Genomic DNA, 23,159 nt, shown 5'->3' with positions numbered 1-23,159 from the left:
CACGGGATATGCTCACCCTTGCCAACTGCATGATATTTAACTAAACTGCACGGACATCAGCTATCATAACGCATTTTTTCCGGACAGAACAGCCCCGACACTCATCAGGGATACGCGCATGTCCTACGTCCAGCCCCTTCCTCGCGCATCACGCCGTCATCCGTCATCGTGCCGTCGGTCCGGCTTTACGGGTACGCCATCCAGAGGAAACTGCCGCGAAAAGACATTGCGGGCAGTCTGCACGCTTTTCTGATCCCGCTTCGTAACATATTGTTGCAGCGTGGCGACAAAACAAATTTTTTAGCAACTTTCTGCCAGCAAGACAAGTCGTCCCCCTGCTCCGCCCGTGAAAGGTCGTGGGGGGGACTCAAGCACGCCGGGACAGCACAGCCAGCCGGGCAGCCCGCACCGAACCGTAGCGCAGCCGCCACCAACGCCGCCGCAAACGCAGACGCAGTCTGTCCAGACAGAGGTAGACCACCGGCGTGGTGTAGAGCGTCAGCACCTGACTGACCATCAGCCCGCCCACGATGGTGATGCCCAGCGGCTGGCGGATCTCCGCCCCGTCGCCCTGCCCCAGCGCCAGGGGCACGGCCCCCAGGGCCGCGGCCATGGTCGTCATCATGATGGGGCGGAAGCGCAGACGGCAGGCCTCGTAAATGGCTTCCTGCGGCGGCAGCTTGCGGGTACGGGCGGCATCCAGCGCAAAGTCGATCATCATGATGGCGTTTTTCTTGACGATGCCGCACAACAGCAGCACGCCGATGAGCGCGATGACGCTGAATTCCATGCCCACGGCCATGAGCGCCAGCAAGGCTCCTCCGCCTGCCGACGGCAACGTGGAGAGGATGGTGATGGGGTGGATGAGACTTTCATACAGCACGCCCAGCACGATGTAGAGCGCCACCAGCGCCGCGAAGATCAACACGATCTGGTTGCGGATGGTCTCGTTGAAGAGCTTGGCCGTGCCCTGGAAACTACCCACGATGGTCGAGGGCATACCGATGCTGACCCGCACGCGGTCGATGGCCTCTTGCGCCTGCGAGAGCGACGCGCCCTCGGCCAGGTTGAAGGAGAGGGTCACGGCCGCGAACTGTCCCTGATGCGCCACCGAGAGCGGCGCGAAGCCCGGCCCCACCTCGGCCACGCTCAGGAGCGGCACGAGCCCGCCGCTGCCCGGCAGGTAGACCTTTTGCAAGGCGTCCTGCCCTTCCAGCCAGTCGGGCAGGAATTCCAGCACGACGCGATACTGATTCTTGTCCTGATAGATGGTAGACACCTGCCGCTGGCCGAAAGCGTTGTTCAGAGCGCTGTCCACGTCGTCCATGGTCAAGCCCAGACGCGCCAGCGCGTCGCGGTCCACGCTGAGCAGGGTCTGCAGGCCGCGCTCCTCGATGTCGCTGTCCACATCCTTGAGGATGGGGATGGTCGCGAAGGCATCCCGCAGCTTCCTTCCCCAGATGCGCAGGGCATCCAGGTCGTCGGCCTGCAGGGTGTACTGATACTGGGCATTGGAGCTGCGGCCGCCCATGCGCAGGTCCTGCGCGGGCTGGAGAAAGATCTGCATCCCCGGCTCGGAAGACAATTTCCCCCGCAGGCGGCCGATGACCTGCATGGCGGAGATGCCGCGCTCTTCCAGCGGTTTCAGGGCGATGAACACGCCCCCGCCCCCGCGCGAGCCGGACATATGCCCGGAGACCTGCTCCACGGCCGGGTCTTCCTGGATGATCCGCATGAGGCGCGGCATCTTTTCCTGCAGGCTTTGGAAGGACGCGCTCTGGTCGGCCCTCATGCCGCCCATGATCACGCCCGTGTCCTGCGTGGGGAAGAAGCCCTTGGGCACCACCATGTACAGCCAGACATTGCCCGCCATGACCAGCAGGAGCGACAACATGGTCAGGCGCGGATGCCGCAGCACCACGGCCAGACTGCGCTCGTAGCCGCGCTGCATACCGCCCAGCAGCCCACCCCACCACGCCCCAAGACGCGCGAACAGACGGACGACGATGCCGCGCCGCGGCCCTCCCTGCCGTGGAGCCTCCTCATCGTAGGGCCGCAGGTAACGAGCGCACATCATGGGCGTGGTGGTCAGGGAGACCACCATGGAAACCAGCACCGCCGTGGCCAGCACCACGGAGAACTCCCGGAACAGCCGCCCCACGATGCCGCCCATGAAGAGGATGGGGATGAAGACCGCCACCAGAGAGAGCGAGATGGAGATGACCGTGAAGCCCACTTCCCGCGCGCCGCGCAGGGCGGCCCGGAGCGGCGTCTCCCCCAGCTCCATGCGGCGGACGATGTTCTCCAGCACCACGATGGCGTCGTCCACCACAAAGCCCGTGGCCACGGTGAGCGCCATGAGCGAAAGATTGTCCAGCGTGTAGCCGCACAGGTACATGACCCCGAAGGTGCCGATGAGCGACACCGGGGCCGCCACCGCCGGGATGGCCGTGGCCCGCCCGTTGCGCAGGAAGAGGAAGACCACCAGCACCACCAGCGCCACGGAGAGGAGCAGGCTCTTCTCCACTTCGGCCAGTGAGGCGCGGATGGTGATGGAGCGGTCCATGCGCACGGTCAGATCAGCGCTTTCCGGCAGCCAGGCCCGCAACTGCGGCAGCATGGACTTCACCCTGTCCACGGTCTCGATGATATTGGCCCCGGTGGCCCGGAACACCATGAGCAGGATAGCCTGCCTGCCGTTGGACAGCGCCATGTTGCGCACGTCCTGTGAACTCATCTCCACCGTGGCCACGTCGCCAAGGCGGATGACGGCGTCCCCCTTGCGGGCCACGATGAGCCGCCGGTAGTCGGCCACGTCGGAGAGCTGGTCCGCCGCGTCCACCAGCCAGAACGTCTGGTCGCTCTCCACCATGCCCTTGGGCAGGTAGGCATTGGCCCCGCTGATGGCCCGCCGCACGTCCTCGCTGCTGACGCCCGCCCGGCTCAGGGCATCGGGGATGAGGCGCACGCGCACCGCGGGCAGCGCGCCGCCGCCCAGCGTCACCTCGCCCACACCGGGTATCTGGGCGATCTTCTGGGCCAGCACCGTGGAGGCCGCATCATAGAGCTGGGAACTGGTCAGCACCTCCGAAGTCACGGAAAGGATCATGATGGGCGCACCCGACGGATTGACCTTGCGGTAGGTGGGATTGGACGGCATGGTCGGCAGGGTCGAGCGCGCGGCATTGATGGCCGCCTGCACGTCACGGGCCGCGCCGTTGATGTCGCGATCAAGGTCGAACTGCAGGATGACGCTGGTGGAGCCGAGGCTGCTGCTGGAGGTCATCTCCGTGACCCCGGCGATGCGGCCCAGCGCGCGTTCCAGCGGCGTGGCCACGGTGGCGGCCATGGTCTCCGGGCTGGCGCCGGGCATGGAGGCCCGAACCACCACCACGGGCAGGTCCACCTCCGGCAGCGGGGCCACAGGCAGCAGACGAAAAGCGATGATCCCCGCCAGCGCGATGGCCAGCGTCAGCAGCGTGGTGGCCACCGGCCGCCGGATGAAGGGCGCGGAAAAATTGACCGGCAGGAACTCCGGCCCGAAGCGATGCCGCCGGGCCGCGCCTTCGTTGTCGAAGTCCTGCGGGGTCATGCCCGTCCCTCCGCGTCCGCCTCCTCCGCGAGCATGGCGGAGCGGCGACGCCTGAAGCTGATGGCCAGCCGGTCGAACCAGAGATAGATGACCGGCGTGGTGAAGAGGGTCAGCACCTGACTGAAGATGAGACCGCCCACCATGGTGACCCCCAGAGGCCGCCGCAACTCCGCGCCCATGCCCCAGCCGATCATGAGCGGCAGCGCGCCCAGCAGGGCCGCCATGGTGGTCATGAGGATGGGCCGCAGACGCAGCAGGCAGGCCTGCCGGATGGCCTCTTCAGGACTCTTGCCCTCGTTGCGCTCGGCGTCGAGGGCGAAGTCGATCATCATGATGGCGTTCTTCTTGACGATGCCGATGAGCAGGATGATGCCGATGATGCCCACCACGCCGAGCTCCATGCCGCCCAGCATGAGCGCCAGCAGCGCCCCCACCCCGGCCGACGGCAGCGTGGACAGGATGGTGACCGGATGCACATAGCTCTCGTAAAGCACGCCCAGCACGATGTACATGGTGATGATGGCCGCCAGCACCAGCCAGACCTGATTGGTGGTGGAGGACTGGAAGGCCTGCGCCGCCCCCTGGAAATGGCAACGCAGAGAGGCAGGCAGGCCCAGCTCCCGCTCGGCGGCCAGCACGGCGTCCACCGCCGCGCTCAGAGACGAGCCTTCGGCCACGTTGAACGAGATGGTGGCCACGGGGAACTGTCCCTGCCGGGCGATGGAAAGGCGGGCGGCGCGCTCCTCCATCCTGACCAGAGCGCTCAATGGCACGGGCTGTCCGTCCGAGCTCTTCACATAGATATTCTCCAGCGCCCCCGGCCCGTTCCGGAAACGGGGGGCCGTCTCCAGCACCACCTTGTACTGATTGGTCTGGGTGAAGATGGTCGATATGAGCCGCTGCCCCAGCGCATCGTACAGCGCATTGTCGATGTCGCTCATGGTGAGCCCGTAGCGGCCCGCGCTGTCTCTGTCGATGTCCAGCCAGAGCACGCGCCCGTAGCCCTGCAGATCGCTGGTCACATGGTCGAGTTCCGGCAGTCCGGCCAGCGCGTCCATGATCTTCGGCGTCCACTCCTGGAGCTGGTCGCGGTCCAGCGCCTCCACCGTGAACTGATACTGGGTACGGGACACCCTGTCCTCGATGGTCAGGTCCTGCACGGGCTGCATGTAGAGTTTCAGGCCCGGCTGGGCGTCGGCCCGCGCCATGATGCGCCGGGCGATCTCCGGCGCGCGGGCGTCGCGGTCGGCCAGCGGTTTGAGGTTCACCGTCAGCCGGGACGTCCCCAGACTGGGATTGACCCCGTCCACTCCCACCAGAAAGACCACGCTGTCCACGGCCGGATCAGCCAGGATGAGGTCGGAAAGCTCCTTCTGGCGACGGGTCATGGCGGAAAAGGACGAATCCTGCGGCGCTTCGGCTATCCCCTGGATGACGCCCGTATCCTGCGTGGGGAAGAAGCCCTTGGGCACCACGATATAGAGGAAGACCGTCAGCACCAGCGTGCCCAGCGCCACCAGCAGGGTCAGGCCCTGATGCGCCAGCACCCAGTCCAGCTTGCGGGCATACCAGCGCAGCAGCCCGGCGAAGAAGCCGCCCTCCGTCTGCCGCTTCTCATGCCGCATGGCCTGAGGATGGAGCATGGTGGCGCAAAGCATGGGCGTGAGGCTCAGGGAGATGCCCGCGGAGATGAGGATGGTCACGGCCAGCGTGACCGCGAATTCCCGGAACAGCCGCCCGGCCACGTCGCCCATGAAGAGCAGCGGGATGAGCACCGCCACCAGCGAGAGCGTCAGGGAGATGATGGTGAAACCGATCTGCCCCGCGCCGCGCAGGGCGGCCGGGACGGGCTTCATGCCCATTTCCAGATAACGGGAGATGTTCTCGATGACCACGATGGCGTCGTCCACCACGAAGCCTGTGGCGATGACCAGCGCCATGAGGGTCAGGTTGTTGAGCGAATAGCCCGCCAGATACATGACCCCCAGCGACCCCACCAGCGAGAGCGGCACGGCCAGCGCCGGGATGATCGTGGCCGAGGCGTTGCGCAGGAAGAGCCAGATCACCCAGATGACCAGCGCGATGGAGAGCAGCAGTTCCAGCTGCACGTCATGCACCGTGGCGCGGATGGTGGTGGTGCGGTCGGTCACCACGCGCACCTCCACATTGCCGGGCAGGGTCTTCTGCAATTCCGGCAGCAGGCCGATCACGCTGTCCGCCACCTTGATGACGTTGGCTCCCGGCTGCCGCTGCACCGACAGCACGATGGCCTGCCGGAAGGCCTGCCCGTCGCCCGCGGCATAGGCCGAGAGCCGGGCGTTCTCCGCGCCCTCCACCACGTCGGCCACGTCCTTGAGGCGCAGGGGAGCGCCGTCCTTGTAGCCGATGATGGTCTGGGCGTATTCCGCGGCCGAGGTCAGCTGATCGTTGGCGTCGATGGTGCTGGCGCGCTCCGGCCCGTCAAAGCTGCCCTTGGCGCCGTTGACGTTGGCCGAACTGATGGCCGAACGGATGTCGGCCAGGGTCAGCCCCGCCGACGCCAGCGCCTTGGGATTGACCTGCACCCGGACCGCGGGGCGCTCGCCGCCGGAGAGCGTCACCAGCCCCACGCCGGAGACCTGGGAGATCTTTTGCGCCAGCCGGGTATCCACCAGATCTTCCAGCCGGGTCATGGGCATGGCGTCGCTCATGACCGCCAGAGTGATGATGGCCGGGTCCGCCGGATTGACCTTGTTGTAGACCGGCGGATTGGGCAGATCCGAGGGCAGGAGGTTGTCCGCCGAGTTGATGGCCGCCTGCACCTCCTGCTCCGCCACGTCCAGCGGCACGGAAAGGTCGAATTGCAGGGTGATGACCGACGAGCCCGCCGAGGACAGGGAGGTCATCTGCACAAGGCCCGACATGCTGCCGAACTGCCGTTCCAGCGGCGCGGTGACCACGGCCGAGGTCACTTCCGGCGATGCCCCGGGATAGAAGGTCTGCACCTGGATGGTGGGATAGTCGATCTGCGGCAGGGCCGAAATGGGCAGATAGCTGTAGGCCAGCAGGCCCGACAGCAGGAGCGCCGCCATGAGCAGCGAGGTGGCTATGGGCCGGAGGATGAATATACGGGAAAGATTCATGGCTGATCACGGGGTTCGGGTCAGCGCCGTCCCGTCCGGCGGGAGACGGTGCGCCCTTGCCGCGCGCCGCCCGGAACGGCGGACGCGGCCAGCGGCGGACGGGGACGGCGGAAAGGCGCAGGGAGGCGGGCCGGAACCAGGCGCTATTGCAAGGGTTCGGCGCGGGGGGTATCCATGCGGGCGGCCACATTGACGGTGATGCCGTCACGCAAGCGGTCCAGACCGTCCACCACGACCACCTCGCCGGGCTCAAGCCCCTTGTCGATGACCGCGAGCTGGTTGGTGCTCACGCCCGGCGTCACGTCGCGCACATGGGCCACATTGTCCGCATCCACCACATAGACATAGGAGCCGCGACTGCCCAGCTGCACGGCCGCGGCGGGCACGGTGACGGCATCCTTGAGCAGCTTGACCATGACCCGGGCATTGACGAACTGCTGCGCATACAGCAGGCCGCCGTCATTGGGGAAAAGGGCCTTGAGCTTCACCGTGCCGGTGGTGGAGTCGATCTGATTGTCCATGGAGAGCAGCTCGCCCACGGCGATGAGCCCCTTCTGTTCCCGGTCCCAGGCCTGCACGAGCGGCCGCCCGGCCTCTCCCTTGCGCGCCGCGCGCAGGGCCTCACGCACCAGCGGCACGCGGTTCTCCGGCAGGGTGAACAGCACATGACAGGGCCGCGTCTCGGTGATGCGGACGATGCCCTCACTGTCCGAGCTCTTGATCATGTTGCCCTCGTCCACCTTCTTCAGGCCGAGGATGCCGCCCACGGGCGCGGTGATGCGGCTGTAGGTCAGTTGCAGGGCCGCGGCTTCCACGGCGGCCTTGTCCGCCGCCACCACGCCCTCGTACTGCCGCACCAGCGCGCGCTGGGTCTCGTACTGCTGGGCCGAGACGTAATCGTTCTTCACCAGCTTGGCGTAACGCTCCAGGTCGCTGCGGGCATTGGCGAGCTGGGCCTGATCGCGCAGCAGGTTGCCCTTGGCCTGCGCCAACTCGGCCTCAAAGGGACGGGGATCGATCTCGGCCAGCAGGTCGCCCGCGGCCACGCGACGTCCTTCCGCAAAATGCAGCTTGACGAGCTGGCCGTCCACCCGGCTGGTGACCAGCACGTCGCTGGACGGCTCCACCGTGCCGAGACCGTTGAGGAAATAGGGCATGTCCTGCGCCAGCGCCGTGGCCACGCGCACGGGCGGCGCATCGGCGGCCATGCGGGGGCCGCCCGGCCCGGAGGCAAAGAAGAAACGGTAGACCGCCAGCAGGACGGCACAAATGAGGACAAGGCGGATCAGTCTGCCCCGTGCGGGAAGTTTCATATGGCGTGCTCCGGCTGCTCACTGGGAAAGCGCACCGTAAAGACGGCTTCCCTGTCAGCGACGTTTTCCTGTCGGATAATCCAGCCCATCTGCTCGCAGGCGCGCAATGCCAGCGACAGACCCAGCCCGCTCCCCACGGGTGTCGGCGCACCGATGGGATGCGGTGCGCGGACGCCTCTCGCGAAGACGTCCAGATGTTCCGGGATATGGCCCTTGTTGCGGATGCGGAAAAGGCCATCCTCCACACTCACCAGAACCTTTCCATCTTCGGCGTATTTTCGTGCGTTGTCCAGCAAATTCTTGAAGATGATGCGCGCAAGCCCTTCATCCCCCACCGTCATGACCGACGCGGCGCCTTCCTGCCGGATGTTCTCGTCCCCGCCGCACAGCTCGCGCACCAGCGCCGCCACATCGAGGCTTTCGGGCACGATGTCTTCCGGACGGCGGGCCAGCAGCAGCAGGCTGCGCACCATGTCGCTCATATCCAGCACCGTGCGCTGCAGGCGTTGCAGCACCGGCATCAGCGCCTCGCCCCCCTCCAGCGCGGCAAGGCGCAGCTCCAGCACCTCCAGCCCACCCTGCAGGACGGTGAGCGGCGTACGCAGCTCATGGCTCACGTCGCCGGTGAAGAAGCTTTCCCGCTGCATGTAGCGCACAAGGTCCCGCTCGCGGGCGGCGATGGCGCGGGCCAGCACGCCCACCTCGTCATTGAGGGCCTCCTGCGGCAGGACGGGCAGGCTGCCGGGCTGCTCGCCGCGTTCCACGGCATGTGTAAGCTCGGTCAGCGAACCGGAAAGGCGTCGGGAGAGCACGATGCCCAGCAAGGAGGCCGCCACAAGGCCCACTCCCACGCACAGCAGGAAGATGCGGATGGTCTCGGCCCGCAGGGAACGGAAGGCCCCCGTGCTGCCGCTGAGGGAGTAGCGCAGCCCATCCCGCGTGGCCAGCAGGACGAAACTCGCCCCGTTGTCCAGCAGGTGCAGGCCGTCCGACAACGCCTGCCAGGCCGACGGCACCTGCTTGCCCACCAGGAAATCGAGGTCCATGCCCTCGGCAAGATCCGATCCCCAGTAGAGCACGCGCCGCCCGTGATCCTCGGCGTAAAAGGCACGCTCCTCGGCGTCCATGAGCAGGCGCATGACCGGACGGGCATTGACTTCCAGCAGATGGCGGCCCAGTCGCTCATACGCGACGAGTCCCGCTCCGATCATCACGCCGCCCATGCCCACGGTCAGCAGGATGAAGGCCAGCAGCAGCCGCCGCCGTATGCCGAACCGCCGAGAGGACGGCGGCGTCATGCGTCCTCTCCGCCGCCCAGCCGGTAGCCCACATGGGAGACCGTCTGGAGCAGGGGCACGTCAAAGGGTTTGTCCAGCGCCTGCCGGAGCTCGTGGATATGGGTACGCAGGGCGCTGCCGCCGGGCGGGTCGTCCCCCCAGAGCATCTGCTCCAGCTCCTCACGCGCCACCAGCGCCGGGGCCGCCCGCATGAGCTCGCAGAGGATGCGGAAGCCTGTGGGGCTGATACGCAATTCCCGTCCCTGCCGGGTGACGCGATGCCCGGCCACGTCCACCACCACGTCGGCATGGCGCAGCTCGCCGCTGCTGCCGCCGCCCGTCCCCTGCTGGCCGCGCCCGCGCGCCCGGATGAGCGCCCGGATGCGGGCCTCCAGTTCCTTGAGCGCAAAGGGCTTGATCAGGTAGTCGTCCGCGCCGGACTCCAGTCCCAGCACCCGGTCAGGCACGGTATCCCGGGCCGTCAGCATGATGATGGGCGTCCGGTAGTCGTGTTTCTCCCGCAGGGTGCGGCACAGCGTGATGCCGTCCATGCCGGGCAGCATCACGTCCAGCACCAGACAGTCGAAACGCCCGGCGAGCGCCTGCTCGAGTCCGGCGCATCCGTTGCGGGCACAGTCCAGCTCATAGCCCAGCGGTTCAAAGAAGGCATAGAGCATGGCAAGGATATCTTCATTGTCTTCCACCAGAAGCAGTGCAGGCATACGGGCCTCCCGCGGCATGATCGCTGCCGCCTCCCCACGGCGGGAAGGCGGCAGCGGCACAGCCGGTCATGTCGGGAACAGTAGTTTACCGGAACGTCCCGCCTCGCCCGCGCGGCGGCAAGACGACCTCCGGCGCTCGGGGACGAGGGATCACGGCGCGGTCGTGGCTTCCGCCCCGCTCGGGGACGGAGGCGTATCGTCCAGGATGGCCAATCCTTCCACTTCCACTTCGTTGGGACGCTTGGAACTCCACTCCACCTGTCCCACGATGCGGATACGGGTCTGCGGCGTCACCGTCAGATGCCCGAAGGTCTCATCCTCTATCTCCACCACCACGCTGCCGCTGTCGTCCCGAAAGACGTAGCGGTCCTTGCGCTGGGGCAATTTTTCCACGATATGGCCTTCGAGCACGCACGGCACGTCGTCATAGGCGTTGGCCACATCGGCAGCCCGGGTCACCACGCCGGCGGCCGAGCCCACGCCCGGCCCCTCGAACCCCGCGGCCATGACGGATGTCGCCCCGCCGAGGCAGAGAAAAAGCAGCAAGATGGCGATTCGCATGGGGGCTCCTGTAAAAAGCTGAAAGATCTCCGTTTCATGTCGAGGGCGGATCGCCTGCCTCCCGCGGGACGCCCCGTCCCTGCGGGAAGCCGCCGGCCGTCACATGCCGGACAGCCGGCGGCGAGAGTACGGCAGGCCGGGCCTGCCGCCGTCAGGAGGTCACTTGAGGATTTCCAGCACCTTCACGTCCACCTTGGCCGGTTCCATCATGCCGTCCTTGTCCATCTTGCCGGACAGGCGCACCTTGGTGTCCGGGGTGACCGTGCGTCCGGCAAAGACGCCGAAGTCGATATCCACGATGATCTCGCCGGTGGCGTCCTTGAAAAGATATTTGTCGTCGCTGCCCGCATAGCGCTGCACGATGTTCCCGGTCAGGATGACCGGCGCGTCATCCCAGCATTTGAGCGCCTTGGCCACGGTATCGGCCTGGATGCCCGCCGTCGGCCCCTGGAAACCGCCGCCCTGACCGGCCCCCGGCCCCTGGAAGCCCGGCTGGGCAAACACGGGAGCGGCCAGAGCCAGCACCAGCAGGGAAGAAAGCAGAATCTTCATGACAAAACTCCTTTTTGATTCCCGTTCCTGAGACGGTTACTTTATGACTTCCAAAAACTTGACGTCGATCTTGGTGGCCTCGAACATCTCCTTGTCCACCTCTCCGGCGATGCGCACGGTATTGGCGGGCGTCACGGTCTTGCCCCAGAACAGCTCATGGTCGATGTCCACGATGATCTGACCGGTCGCGTCGCGGAACATGTATTTGTCGTCACTGCCGGCCAGCCGTTCCACGATATTGCCGGTGAGCAGCACGGGCGATTCGTCCCAGGCCTTGAGCGCCTTGGCCACGGTATCGTTGTCCGTCCCGCCGGTGGGCCCCTGGAAGCCGCCGTAGGAGGCTGCCGGGCCCTGATAGCCCCCCGCATCCGCCGGACCGGGGACGCCGTCCGGCGCGGCAAGGGCGGGAACGCTCAGCGACATCGCCAGCAGGAGAAGGGAGAAGATCTTCATACAGGCCACCTCTTTCATTTTTTTGGCATATTACTTCAAAATTTCCAGGAACTTGACGTCGATCTTGGTGGGATCGAACATATCCTTGTCCACATCGCCGGAAATGCGCACGGTGTTGGCGGGCGTCACGGTCTTGCCCCAGAACAGCTCATGGTCGATGTCCACGACGATCTGACCGGTGCTGTCCCGAAAAACGTACTTGTCGTCGCTGCCGGCCATGCGCTGCACGATATTGCCGGTGAGCACCACCGGGGCATCGTCCCAGGCCTTGAGCGCCTTGGCCACCGTGGTGACCCCTACCGAAGAGGTCGGCCCCTGGAAGCCGCCATAACCGCTGGTCGGCCCATCGTACGCGGCAAGGGCGGGAGAGGAAAGACCAAGGACGAGAGCAAGAGCGGGAAGGAAACGACGCATGATAAGCCTCCATGATGGGTTGCGGCAATATTGCCTTGTGTTCATGGAGGCAAGCTAGCGCAGCCGCCGTCAGCAAGGCGTCAGGACAAAAAAATTTTTTTGCGTCGCAAAAAGATAAAAATTTCCGGCCAGTGAGGGCATTTCCCGCTTGCCCCTCCCGCGCCCGGCTGATACAGTCCCCTGCATGAAAGAACTGGACCCCCATACCATACGTCCCTGCCTGGCTTGCGGCGGTGTCGATGTCCATCTGGAATCCATGCGTCCGCCGGGACGGCGGGACGACGTGTGGCGCGTCGTCTGCTCCTGCGGGCAGACCTCCCAGCAGTGGTCCGTCTCTCAGGGGGCGGCCATACGCGCCTGGAACCGCAATCTCGGCAGCGAGCACTGCGACGGCGGCACGGCAAGTCGGCGCTGACAGGACGGATATAGCCATTTTTTTGCGGGGCGCTTCCCTTCGGAAGCGCCCCAAATTCTTTCCAGCGCATCTCCAGCTTGAAACGCTTCGCGATCCCAACCATACGGCCTCTGGCGTTTCGCGGAAAGGCAGCGTTTTGCCGCCTGGATTGGGCCTGGGCCGCGCGGCGCTGTGCCGCCGCCTCGCGTCATGCCTTTTTCAATGGCTAAGCGCCCTCTCCCGCCTCTTTCGCCAGGAGCCGATCCGACAACATCCCCCCGACAGATACGGCGGGGATGCCCGCCTCCGCCGGGACGGCCGGTCCTTCCGGCTCGCCCGCAGACGGACCGCCTGACGGATCTCGACGGGCGACGCCGCCGAAGCCCGCCGGAGGGCATCCCGCACGGCGGCATCACGCGGGAGAGGAAGCGCTCTCCCGCTCAAACGACCGCCAAGCGACCACCTCAGGCCCGCCGGGGCAGGTTTTTCTGTCTACCGCGGGCAATGCCCATCTCCCCGTCCGGGATATCCTTGGTGATGACCGAACCCGCGCCGATGAGCGTATCCGCCCCCACGCGCACCGGCGCCACCAGCGCCGTATTGCTGCCGATGAAGGCGCGTTCCCCGATGCGGGTCTGGAACTTGTTTTTGCCGTCATAATTGCAGGTGATGGTCCCCGCGCCGATATTGCTGCCCGCGCCGATCTCCGCATCGCCCAGATAGGTCAGGTGGTTGGCCTTGGCCCCCCTGCCGAGCCGCGCCTTTTTCAACTCCACGAAGTTGCCCACATGCGACTCCGCCTCCAGCACGGCCCCGGGACGCAGCCGGGCATACGGCCCCACCTGCGTGTCCGGCCCCACTTCCGCCCGTTCCAGATGGCAGAAGGAACGGATCTCGGCCCCGGCCGCCACTTCGCTTTCCCGGATGACGCAATGCGAGGCGATGCTCGCGCCGCCGCGGATGACGGATCTGCCGTAGATCTCGCACGGACCGGTGATCTCCACGCCCGGCTCCACGCTGGCCAGCGGACTGATGCGCACGCTCTCCGGCGCATGGAGCATGACCCCGGCGGTCAGCAGTCCCGTATTGACGCGCCGCCGCAGGATCTCCTCGCAGTGGCTCAGTTCCAGCGGAGAGTTGATGCCCAGCAGGCTGGTGTCGCTGCCGCACTGTACGCCCATGACCGTCATGCCTTCGGCTACGGCCAGTCCCACCAGGTCGGTGATGTAATATTCTCCGCTCTTGTTGGCGTTGGTCAGGCGCGGCAGCAGCCGGGCGACCTGTTCCCGCCCCAGGGAATACATGCCCGCGTTGACCTCGCCGGTGGCCGCACCGAATGTCTCCAGACAATAATCCTTGGCCTCAACGATGGCCCGGACGCTGCCGTCGTCATTGCGCACGACCCGCCCGTACGCGCCGGGCTCGTCCAGCACGATGGTGGCAAAGGCCACATCCGCCCCGGCCGCGCCTTCCCAGAAGTGGCGCACCAGTTCGGCGGTGATCAGCGGCGTGTCCCCGTTGACCACCAGCAGACGCTCCACGCCCGCGGCCTCCAGCTGCGGCATGGCCGTCCGCAGAGCGTGCCCCGTGCCGAGCTGCTGCTCCTGCGCCACAAAACGCTCGTCGGGGAACGCCGCGCGCACCATGTCGCTGCCGTGTCCCACGACGATCCAGACATCGTCTCCGAAGACGGGACGCAGCGCCTCCCGCACATGACAGAGCATGGATTCCCCCAGCAGGGTCTGCAACACCTTGGGCTTGCGGGAATGCATACGGGTCCCCTTGCCTGCCGCCAAAATCAGGGCTGCCTCTTTCGGCATGGCCACTCTCCTTTTTTACCTGCGGTTTCGTTGCGGGGAAGATAGCCCCCGCCCGACGGCATGGCAAGTGCCGCCCGGCCCACGTCCACGACAAAACGGAGACGTTCCGGCGACGATTTCCCGTTTCCAGCCGGGCATCCCCGGCGGATGCCGGGGATGCCGCGCGCCGCCGCCCGTCCCGGCGGCGGCGCATCATGCCCGCGGCCTAGACCGTGCCCGACCCGTGGCACACGGGACAGGGCACATTATTGCCGCAGCGGGCGCAGCTGCCCGGCAGGATGGTCTTCTTGCCCTGGCAGCGGGGGCAGGTCTGCTCCCCGGCAGCGGTTTTCACGACGCCGGAACCAAGGCAGTCGGGACAGACGATGCGCAGCTGATGGTTCCAGCAGGCGCCGCACGTTACGCGACCGATACCGTCGCACTGAGGACAGGTACTCATAAGGGCCTCCTCGGCAGGTCCGTAGCCTGCCGGCAGATGGAGCATCCGGCCAGAGCCGCCCGCCGGATGCGGGATGCGGGGCGGTCACGCACAACACTAGGCCCTGCTTTTCACGGCGTCAACCACCGCTTGCCGAATATCCTGTCCCGCTGCCGCGTCCGCATACTGCCTCCCTCGTTTCGCCATATACATATATCGCCTGTTGACAGCTGATTATTTTGCGGACAAAATAAATAAAAAATTTCGATTGAAAACTTTTTGTTTATTCATGGAGACAAAAATGAGCGACAACTCCACCTGCGACACTATGCTTGCCCGGCTCATGAAGGCATTGTCCGCCGGCTCGGATGCCGAACTGGCCCGCGCGCTGGGCATCAGCCCCCAGTCGGTGAGCGGCGCACGCCGCCGGGGTGAAGTCCCCCCGGCCTGGGTGCAGCTCTGCGCGGAAAAGACGGGATGCAATGCGCACTGGCTGTTCTTCGGGCAGGGTCCCATGTTCCTCCCCCCGCATCTGAGCGGCGACGACGGCGAGGTGGCGACAAGACCGGAGGTGGACATGATCACCATCCCGCTGGTGGAGGCGCGTCTCTCCGCCGGGACCGGCAGCCTTGAGGTCGATGGCGGCACGGAAGGCGGACATGCCTTTCGCGGCGACTTCCTCCGCCGCAAGGGCAATCCCCGCCGCATGGTGCTCATGCGCGTCTCCGGCGACAGCATGGTCCCGGAGATCTTCGATAACGACCTCGTCCTGCTGGATCAGGGCCAGACGGAGATCACGCCCGGCCGCCTGTACGCCGTCGGTTTCGAGGACGCCATCTACATCAAGCGCATCGATATGTTGCCCGGCAAGATCATCCTCCGCAGCGTCAATCCGGCCTATGCGCCCGTGACGCTCGATCTGCGGGGAGACTGCGCGGAGCAGTTCCGCGTCATCGGTCGCGTGCTCTGGTCCGGACGGGAATACCGGTAGAGCGTTTTGTCATTGGAAAAGGGAGTCGCCATGCGGCGCATGGCGACTCCCCTTCTTCCTGTCCGGCAGGCTGGCGCGTCAGCGCAGCGCGGCCACGATGTCGGCAGGCGAAGCCGAAGCCGCGATGGCCCGACCATCAGCGATGAGGGCGGGCAGGCCGGAGAGATTGTAGAAGCGGGTGAGCTGGACGGCCTGATACATGTTCACGCTGCCGGCGTCATAGCAATAGCTCGTGACGTCCATCTCCTGACTGGCGGGAACGGGCGGGTTCAGCCGCTGCAGATAGGCATAGTGGATGGGGAAGTCCGTGGACTGCACCGTGGCGTCATATTCGTTGGTGAAGGGGATGGCCTTGCCGCGCGTCTTCTTCTGACCGGCCTTCACCTCGTTCCAGCGGTCGAGGGCGTAGGTCAGATAGGACATGGCCTGCCCCTTGCGCTCGTAAGAGATCCAGATGGCCAGACCCATGAGGTCCGTGCCGTAATTCTCGCGGCTGTTGGCAAAGACGACGATCTTGGTCCGCGCCGGATCGAGCGAACGCGAAGCCTCGACCACCCTGTCCCAGAGCGCCGCGCTGGCCGGATTGGCAAAATCCAGCAGCACCATGAGCTCGTGCGGGGCCTTCTTGTCCCCGAAGACCACGGGATAGATCTCCTCGCGCCAATGCGCGCGATAGGCGGCCTCCTTTTCGATACGCTGGGCGCTGCCGCCCATCTGGGGCAGCATGGCCTGTCCGGCGTCGCTCAGTTCGCGCGTATTGGGCAGTTTCTCCTGCATCCACGGATTGAACAGATTGGCGCCGCCGGCAGGCGCGGCGCCCGTGGCGGCCACCGCATCGCCAGGCGCGGCGACCTGCGTGGCCGGCGGCGTGTCGGCCGTGTCCGACGACCCCATGAAGCCGCAGCCCGCCAGCAGACCGCCCGAGAGCAGGACACTCAGCACAAGCCCCGTCCGCAAACAATGTCGCAACATGACAACCCTTCTCCTGTTTATAAAGTGCAACGCGCCACAGCCTGCGTCAGATGACGCAGCCAGATGGCGGCAAAACCGGGATACTCCGCCATGCCGTGCAGGATCGGGCAACAGTCGTGCCCGGCCCTTTCCAGCCGCGAACGCCAGGAATGTTCCTGCTCGCCCGCCATATCCTCAAGGGCATGTCTGCCGACCACCGAGAGCAGCGGCATGAGCCAGACCCGTCGGGACGTGAGACGGGGCAACAGCGTCTCCAGCTCCAGCGGACCGCTCATGGCCCCCACATGGATGTGCGCATCCAGCCCGCTCACGGCACGGGCAAGATCGCCATAACGCGACATGGCCGGATGCCGTGCGCCATGCCCCATGAGCACCACGTCCTCCTCCGGACGACGTTCCGGCGGCAGATGGGTCAGCACGGCGCGCGCCGCCTCCTCGATGTCCGCGGCGTCATTGAGCAGAGGAGCCCCCAGCTGTACGCGCAGAGCGGACGTGGCCGCCACTTCGTCCAGAACGGCCCGCACCTCGCCGTGCTCGTCACCGGGGATACTGTGGAGGGCTTGCACGGCCACCTGCCGGAAACCTTCGAATTGCAGCCGCCGCAACGCCTTGAGGACAGAGTCGCTTTTCTGCCGGGCCTGAGCCAGCCGTTCGCGCAGGAGCAGCGACGTATAGGCCCAGCGCACGGGCTTGTCGGGAAAGGCCGCCCGCACCTGCGCGTCAAAATCACGCAGCGCGCCCTGGGCCTGTTGTCCCGTCGCCCCGAAAGCCACCAGCAGGATAGCGCATTTCATTTTTCCAGTATAGGGCACTTGCCGCGGGGAAGCAAGGCGCGAGCATATGGAGTTGACCGCCGTAATGCGCGGGAGTAACATGAAAAGAGGAGGTTGTCATGGCCAAAGCGCTGGTTCTAGGAGGGGCCACCGGGTTGCTGGGGCAGACCCTTGTGCGGGTATTGTCCCATCGAGGATGGCAGGTGGAAACGCTGGGTCGCTGCGACGGTAATCTGCAGGACATGAATTTCCTGCAGCAGCGTCTGGAGCAGGCCGAAGCGGACGTGGTCTTCAATACCGTCGCCTGGACGCAGGTGGACGATGCGGAAGATCATCCCGAGGAGGCTCTGCTCATCAATCGTACGCTGCCCGATGCTCTGGCCCGGCTGTTGCGCAACATCGGTTCCGGCCTGCTGGTGCATTACGGCACGGACTTCGTGTTCGGCGGCAACAGCAGCAGGGCCCTTACTGAAGAGGATACGCCCTGCCCGGTCTCCGTCTACGGCAAGACCAAGCTGGCCGGAGAGCAGGCCGTGCGCAACGAGCTGCCGGATCGCTCCCTCGTGTTGCGGACGGCCTGGCTGTTCGGCCCGGGGCGGCGCAACTTCGTACAGACCATCCTCGACGCCTGCCGACGGCGCGACGTCATCAGCGTGGTGCACGACCAGCACGGTTCGCCCACCTACACGCTGGATCTCGCTCTCTGGAGCGCCCGCCTGGCCGAAGCCGGACAGACCGGGCTCTGGCACGCCGCCAACAGCGGCCGCGCCAGCTGGTGCGAACTGGCCTGCGAAGCCGTGTCCCTGACCGGCAGCCCCTGCCGGGTGGAACCCATCCCCAGTTCCGCCTGGCCGCAAAAGGCCCGCCGTCCCGCCTATTCCGTGCTCAACTGCGACAAGCTGGCGCAGTTTCTTGGGGAAACCCCGCGTCCGTGGCCGCAAGCCCTGCGAGACTATCTTTTCCGTGAAGGGGGCTCCCAATGCTGAACCTGATGAGGAGCGGCCGCCTGAGCCGCCGCATCCTGCCGTTGCTGCTGTTCGGCTGCCTGCTGACGGGCGGAACAGCCCAGGCCCGTCCGCAGAACCTGCAGGAACTGGCCAACATCAACAAAAAACTGACGGAAAGCGGCATCGAGTACGGGCAGATCCCTTCGCTCTACCGGCCCCGCTTCGACCGGATGCAGGATGCCGGCCTCAGCATGAACGCCGATGATGTGGTCTTTGTGGTCATGTTGCCCGACGGGCCGCGCATCTATCCGCAAAAATACCTTGTCTGGCATCAGGTCATCAATGAGGTGGTGGACGACCACGCCTACGCCATCACGTACAGCCCCATCACCGGCGGCTTTGCCGCCTATGACGCCTCCATGGGCGGGCTCAACCTCATCTTCGACGCCGAAGGTCGCCTGTACGACGGCAATTCCGTACTCATCGACCGCAATTCCGGCAGTCTCTGGCTCCAGGAGCTGGGCATGGCCTTTGACGGCAGCCTGCTCGGACGCGGTATGCCCCTCGTGCCCTGTTACTGGACGACCTGGGGACCGGCCAGGCGCACCTTCCCCGGCGCCAAGGTGCTCTCCCGCCCGCCGGGACGCCGCCCCTACGGCCGCGACCCCTACGGCGACTACCGCAAGGACGACACCTACTATACCAATGACGAGCTGGTCTATCCCGTCGAACGTGTGGATCGTCGCTTCCCCCGCAAGACGCCCATGTTCTGCCTTGAGCATCAGGGCTCGCTGATCGCGCTGGATATCAACTACGTCAAGGAAAAGGGCGCGGTGAACTTCTTCGTGGGGCCGTCGGCCCTGGTCGCCGTGCACGACAAGAAGCTGGACGTGGTCCGCGTCTTCAACCGTCAGGTCTGGGCGGAACCGTTCCTCTTCGTCTATTCCGGCAATCAGCTCATCGACATCTCCACCCGCAGCATCTGGGACCCCGCCACCGGCATCTGTCTGGCGGGCAACCTCAAGGGCGCGAACATGCCCCAGTATTACGGCAGCTACTCCATGTGGTTCGCCTGGGCCAGCATGAACCCGGAAACGCTCTTCATCCCCGGCCCCGGAGAAGTCCCCGAAGAGCTGCTCCAGATCACTCCGCTGGGGCCAAGCCCGGAAGCCGCGCAGGCCACCGCGCCGCTCCCCGGCCAGCCGGGCGGCGGACAGGCTGCCGTACCGGCTGGGACAGCGGCATCGCAGGCCGTCCCCGCCGGCGCCATGCCCCAAAGTCTGCCGCAGGGCAGACTGCCGAACGTGCCCTATCCCGGGCAGGCCATGCCGCAAGGCGCCGATCAGCCCCCCACGACAGGCCGACCGGCGATGCAGCCCGGTACGCTCCAGCAGGCGCCCGCCGCGGGCGGGACCATGCCCGGCTACGGCGTTGCCCCCGGAGGCTATGCCCAGCAGCCCGCGGGAGGCGCTCCGGCAGGCTACGCGCCGACGGCTCCCACGCCCGCCGGAGGCTTGCCCGCTCAGGCCGGCAGCAGCACCGGCGTCGGTCCTGTGACGCCGCCGGGAGCGGCGCTGGCCCCCCTCCCCATGCCTGCCGCGCCCACAGCCGCCACGACAGGACGAAACTGAATCCCCCAGGGCGATCATACGCCGTCTGCACCGCTTCCTGCGGGTCACGGGAGCCAAATGGCCGCCCGCGACTTGCAGGAAGCTTGTTTTATCCGTATACTTGAGAAAAATCCGTTCTCCCGTCCCGGGAGACTGTAAAGGGAGCTGCTCGCATGATTGCCATTATTCTGGGCGCGGGACGTGGCGCCAGTCTCAAGGAACTCACCGAGGACAAACCCACCAGTCTCATCGAGCTGGGCGGAAAGACGCTGGTCCGCTGGCAGTGCGAGGCGCTGGAAGCCGCCAAAGCACGCCGCATCTGCGTAGTGCGCGGCTATCGATCCGAGCAGCTCACGCCCGAAGCTGCCGGGCTGCCCCCCAACACCTTCGAGACCGTGGAGAACACGGACTGGCTGCACGGCAGTCTGCTGTCCGGCCTGCGTTGCGTGGCCCCGTGGATCGACATGGCGCTGGCCGAGGACGAGGACGGCATCATCGTCAGCCATGCTGACGCCCTGTATCCGGCCAACCATATCCTGGCGCTTGCCAACGCCGTGGAGCCTGTCGCCATCACCTACGACACCCGCTGGCAGACCTTGTGGATGCAGCGTTTCGGCGATCCGCTCATGAACGCCGAGACCTTCATCCATCAGGACGGCCGCCTGCTGGAAGTCGGCTTCCGGCCGGAGGACCCCGACGACATCCAGGGCCAGTACATGGGGCTTATCCGCTTTTCCCCCAAGGGCTGGAGCTACGCCAAAAAACACCTCGACCAGCTGGGCAGCGCCTGTGACCATACGGACATGACCTCCTTCATCCAGCGACTGGTGGACGACGACGTGCTGGTACAGGCCGTACCCGTGGTCGGGCACTGGGTGGAAGTGGACAGCCGCGAGGACTATTACATCTACAAGCGGGCCCTGGAACGCGACGGCTGGTCGCATGACTGGCGCGTCACCTCACCCAACGGTTAAGCCACGACGACACGAGATCCCGGTCTCTTTGGGGGGGAAGGGAATCCTTCCCTTCCATGGGACCGTCTGTAGTGTACCGGATGCTGACGGACACGGTCCTGCGATCGGTATTTCGATCACCCCGACGTGAGCGCTCAGCCCTTTCATCGCAGAGCGAGGAATAACGCTTTCGTCATCTCTCCCCCTGCCCTGCCCCTTCCTCAGCACGTCTTTGTCAGAAGGGACGGACGACGAATCGTCCAGGGCCATGACTGTGATCATTCGTAAAAGGTATATGAACAGGCACTGAGGCCGCCTCGTATCCGCCCGTTCGTTCCGACGCGCCGTATCCCGGCTGGCGGAAAAGCCGCGGTATGCAGACAGCCCTGACGGCGAAGATCGACACACGCCGTCAATGGTCGATTTTTTTGGCCCCGCGGCACGAAAGGAGCGCGGCGGGCAGCGAGCCTATCCGTATCGCTTTCGTGCGCCGGACGGCAGGAAGGAAAACACGCATGAGCCAATTGACGGAAGCCCAGGCCTGGATCGACAGCCATGCCTCCCAGCGGCCTGTCCTCTGTTTCTGCATCCACTGGGAGAACCGCATCCCCGATGAATACTTTCGGGAGATCTATCGACATGTGGAAAAGGATTTCGCCCTCTGCACCCTGACCACGCTGGAACCTGGAAGTTTTTCCATGCCCGGCCCCATCTTCCAGGTGCCGCGGCAGGAGCTGAAGGATCTGCGGGACGTCAGCATCTTCCTCTGTACCGATCAGTACGAGAACGACTTTCCGGACAGATCCTTCGTGGCGGCCTTCCCCCACTCCTTCCTCGGCTATGATACGCCGATGGCCTTTCCGGGCTGGCAGCGGCGGATGTACCATCAGGATGCCTACTTCACCACCACGCCGCAGACGCTCAGGGATGCCGCGCTGATCCGTCAGGAACTGGAAGGCAGTTGCAACCCCGCCCATGTCCGCCGCAAACGTCCGTTCTACACCTTCTTTCCCGTGGGTTGCCCGCGCATCGCCACCGTTCAGGCGCACCTGCGCGAAATGGCGTGCGAGCAGGATTCCATCCTCTATGCGCCTACCGGCTACTGGGCCAATCCCAACGATCCGCGCAACCGCATGATCTGCGATTTTGCCCCGTCCATGATCGATGCCCTGCTCCTGCATTTTCCCCAATACCGCATCTGCTTCCGCCCCTGCGTCACGTCGTGGGATCATCCTGACGTCAAGAAGCTCATTTCCCTTTTTGAAGGGCATCCCCGCTTTGCCGTCAGCCGCGATTTCGACCATCTGCCGGAATTCGCCCGCGCCGTCACGCTCATCACTGAATATTCCAATATCGGGGAAGTCTTTGCGCTGTCCGCCCTGCGCCCGGAGATCCGCCGTACACTCGAAGCCCCGCGAAAACGGCTGATCATCACTCCCACGGGCATCAATGTCAGCGTGTTCGATGACGTCTGCAAAGCTGTTTCCGTCGCTCTGGATACGCCAGCCGATCGCTGGGAGCAGCATATCCGCTCCTGTTATGGTCGGTATATTTTCGATCCCGCCCAGACCATGCCGCTGATCCGGCGGGCGCTGCTGTCCGTCGTTTACCGGCGGGACTTGCGGGAATCCGTCGCCGTCCGGCGGGTGGAAGAAGGAAAAACGGTTTGGAGCCGGGGCGACTTCATGCGGAGGATCCTGAGCCCGGAAAGGATCGAGTACAGATGCGCGCGCGATTTCTGGCAGACCTACCCTGACGAACCGGCGGCGCTGGCGGTCTACCTGCTGACCATGCACCACAACTTTCCCCCGTACAACATCCGCAACGATCTTTGCGGCGGCAAGCGCGATGTGACAGCGCTGGAACGGCTGCTCGGTTTTCCCATCCCCGAGGAGATGGCCTTTGGCGACCTGACCCCTGACTTGCTCAGGCCCCCGTTGCTGCGCTCGCTCCAGATGGCGCGCCAGCGGGGCGACACGCTGTTCATGCTCACGCTGGGGCCGCTCCTCGGAGAGCTCGACGCCATCATGGCCCAGCCGGCCGTCCCCTATCTAAAAAATTAGAGTATTTTGCCATTGGAAAAGGCACGTTGCGAGGCGGCGGCACAGCGCCGCCCGGCCCAAAGTGAGCGGAAAAACCGCGTTTTTTCCGTGAAACGCCAGGCCGTATGGTTTGGAACGCGAAGCGTTTCAAACGGAAAATGCTCTAGGGTCAGGACTCATTATTTCCATACGCTTCAAAAAAGAGTAGGTATGGAGACGGAGGTTACCATGTC

General features: G+C 65.4%; 19 protein-coding genes. 6 read left to right on the top strand and 13 right to left on the bottom strand.

Going from position 1 to position 23,159, the window contains the following annotated elements:
• Positions 1-367 precede the first annotated feature (367 nt).
• From Q0K00_RS02920 to Q0K00_RS02880, 9 genes are all read right to left on the bottom strand, one after another.
• On the bottom strand, positions 368-3,592 hold the full coding sequence (locus tag Q0K00_RS02920; protein ID WP_297227236.1) for an efflux RND transporter permease subunit: 3,225 nt from the start codon (positions 3,590-3,592) through the stop codon (positions 368-370).
• Positions 3,589-6,714 (bottom strand): MdtB/MuxB family multidrug efflux RND transporter permease subunit, encoded by a 3,126-nt coding sequence (locus Q0K00_RS02915; RefSeq protein WP_297227235.1) that lies wholly within the window; start codon positions 6,712-6,714, stop codon positions 3,589-3,591. The genes Q0K00_RS02920 and Q0K00_RS02915 overlap by 4 nt, the downstream gene beginning before the upstream one ends.
• Before the next feature lie 143 nt (positions 6,715-6,857).
• Positions 6,858-8,027 (bottom strand): MdtA/MuxA family multidrug efflux RND transporter periplasmic adaptor subunit, encoded by a 1,170-nt coding sequence (locus Q0K00_RS02910; protein ID WP_297227234.1) that lies wholly within the window; start codon positions 8,025-8,027, stop codon positions 6,858-6,860.
• Positions 8,024-9,325 (bottom strand): HAMP domain-containing sensor histidine kinase, encoded by a 1,302-nt coding sequence (locus Q0K00_RS02905; RefSeq protein WP_297227233.1) that lies wholly within the window; start codon positions 9,323-9,325, stop codon positions 8,024-8,026. The genes Q0K00_RS02910 and Q0K00_RS02905 overlap by 4 nt, the downstream gene beginning before the upstream one ends.
• Positions 9,322-10,026 carry a response regulator transcription factor gene (locus Q0K00_RS02900; protein ID WP_297227232.1) on the bottom strand — a complete coding sequence of 235 codons (705 nt, stop codon included), beginning with the start codon at positions 10,024-10,026 and terminating at the stop codon, positions 9,322-9,324. Before Q0K00_RS02900 ends, Q0K00_RS02905 begins: the two co-directional genes overlap by 4 nt.
• A 150-nt stretch (positions 10,027-10,176) precedes the next feature.
• Positions 10,177-10,587, bottom strand: coding sequence for a NirD/YgiW/YdeI family stress tolerance protein (locus Q0K00_RS02895; RefSeq protein ID WP_297227231.1), 411 nt, complete (start codon positions 10,585-10,587; stop codon positions 10,177-10,179).
• 159 nt (positions 10,588-10,746) lie between these two features.
• Entirely contained in the window at positions 10,747-11,139 is a 393-nt protein-coding gene (locus Q0K00_RS02890) for a NirD/YgiW/YdeI family stress tolerance protein (protein ID WP_297227229.1), read from the bottom strand.
• 36 nt (positions 11,140-11,175) lie between these two features.
• Complete coding sequence (locus Q0K00_RS02885) at positions 11,176-11,592, bottom strand: NirD/YgiW/YdeI family stress tolerance protein (protein WP_297227228.1); 417 nt, start codon at positions 11,590-11,592, stop codon at positions 11,176-11,178.
• 30 nt (positions 11,593-11,622) lie between these two features.
• Positions 11,623-12,006, bottom strand: coding sequence for a NirD/YgiW/YdeI family stress tolerance protein (locus Q0K00_RS02880; RefSeq protein WP_297227227.1), 384 nt, complete (start codon positions 12,004-12,006; stop codon positions 11,623-11,625).
• Between the two features lie 184 nt (positions 12,007-12,190).
• Here Q0K00_RS02880 and Q0K00_RS02875 point away from each other — a divergent pair, with 184 nt between their 5' ends.
• Positions 12,191-12,421: a hypothetical protein gene (locus tag Q0K00_RS02875; protein ID WP_296304945.1), complete on the top strand. Its 231-nt coding sequence runs from the start codon at positions 12,191-12,193 to the stop codon at positions 12,419-12,421.
• Positions 12,422-12,864: 443 nt separating this feature from the next.
• Here the strand turns inward: Q0K00_RS02875 and glmU are convergent, their stop codons facing one another.
• Together glmU and Q0K00_RS02865 are read right to left on the bottom strand one after the other, a co-directional pair.
• On the bottom strand, positions 12,865-14,220 hold the full coding sequence (gene glmU / locus Q0K00_RS02870; protein ID WP_297227225.1) for a bifunctional UDP-N-acetylglucosamine diphosphorylase/glucosamine-1-phosphate N-acetyltransferase GlmU: 1,356 nt from the start codon (positions 14,218-14,220) through the stop codon (positions 12,865-12,867).
• A 205-nt stretch (positions 14,221-14,425) separates the two neighbouring features.
• On the bottom strand, positions 14,426-14,659 hold the full coding sequence (locus Q0K00_RS02865) for a molecular chaperone DnaJ (protein ID WP_297227224.1): 234 nt from the start codon (positions 14,657-14,659) through the stop codon (positions 14,426-14,428).
• Between the two features lie 280 nt (positions 14,660-14,939).
• Here Q0K00_RS02865 and Q0K00_RS02860 point away from each other — a divergent pair, with 280 nt between their 5' ends.
• Positions 14,940-15,629, top strand: coding sequence for a S24 family peptidase (locus Q0K00_RS02860; RefSeq protein WP_297227222.1), 690 nt, complete (start codon positions 14,940-14,942; stop codon positions 15,627-15,629).
• 78 nt (positions 15,630-15,707) lie between these two features.
• Here the strand turns inward: Q0K00_RS02860 and Q0K00_RS02855 are convergent, their stop codons facing one another.
• Both Q0K00_RS02855 and Q0K00_RS02850 read right to left on the bottom strand, forming a co-directional pair.
• Positions 15,708-16,601 (bottom strand): hypothetical protein, encoded by an 894-nt coding sequence (locus Q0K00_RS02855; protein WP_297227221.1) that lies wholly within the window; start codon positions 16,599-16,601, stop codon positions 15,708-15,710.
• Positions 16,602-16,618: 17 nt separating this feature from the next.
• On the bottom strand, positions 16,619-17,395 hold the full coding sequence (locus tag Q0K00_RS02850; RefSeq protein ID WP_297227220.1) for a sirohydrochlorin cobaltochelatase: 777 nt from the start codon (positions 17,393-17,395) through the stop codon (positions 16,619-16,621).
• Positions 17,396-17,493: 98 nt separating this feature from the next.
• On the opposite strand from Q0K00_RS02850, the gene rfbD reads away from it, so the two are divergent.
• The 4 genes from rfbD to Q0K00_RS02830 all read left to right on the top strand — a co-directional run bounded on the left by rfbD (position 17,494) and on the right by Q0K00_RS02830 (position 22,947).
• Positions 17,494-18,360, top strand: a complete 867-nt coding sequence (rfbD, locus tag Q0K00_RS02845; RefSeq protein ID WP_297227219.1) for a dTDP-4-dehydrorhamnose reductase — start codon at positions 17,494-17,496, stop codon at positions 18,358-18,360.
• Positions 18,354-19,952: a DUF3179 domain-containing (seleno)protein gene (locus tag Q0K00_RS02840; protein ID WP_297227218.1), complete on the top strand. Its 1,599-nt coding sequence runs from the start codon at positions 18,354-18,356 to the stop codon at positions 19,950-19,952. The genes rfbD and Q0K00_RS02840 overlap by 7 nt, the downstream gene beginning before the upstream one ends.
• A gap of 152 nt (positions 19,953-20,104) precedes the next feature.
• Positions 20,105-20,905: an NTP transferase domain-containing protein gene (locus tag Q0K00_RS02835; protein WP_297227217.1), complete on the top strand. Its 801-nt coding sequence runs from the start codon at positions 20,105-20,107 to the stop codon at positions 20,903-20,905.
• Between the two features lie 494 nt (positions 20,906-21,399).
• Complete coding sequence (locus Q0K00_RS02830) at positions 21,400-22,947, top strand: hypothetical protein (RefSeq protein WP_297227216.1); 1,548 nt, start codon at positions 21,400-21,402, stop codon at positions 22,945-22,947.
• The last annotated feature ends 212 nt before the right edge of the window (positions 22,948-23,159 follow it).

Origin of the sequence: uncultured Desulfovibrio sp. (genome assembly GCF_944327235.1) — a bacterium.
Taxonomy (GTDB): Bacteria; Desulfobacterota; Desulfovibrionia; order Desulfovibrionales; family Desulfovibrionaceae; genus Desulfovibrio.
The sequence above is the reverse complement of the archived record's forward strand: the minus strand, read 5'-3'. Positions and strand labels throughout refer to the sequence as shown.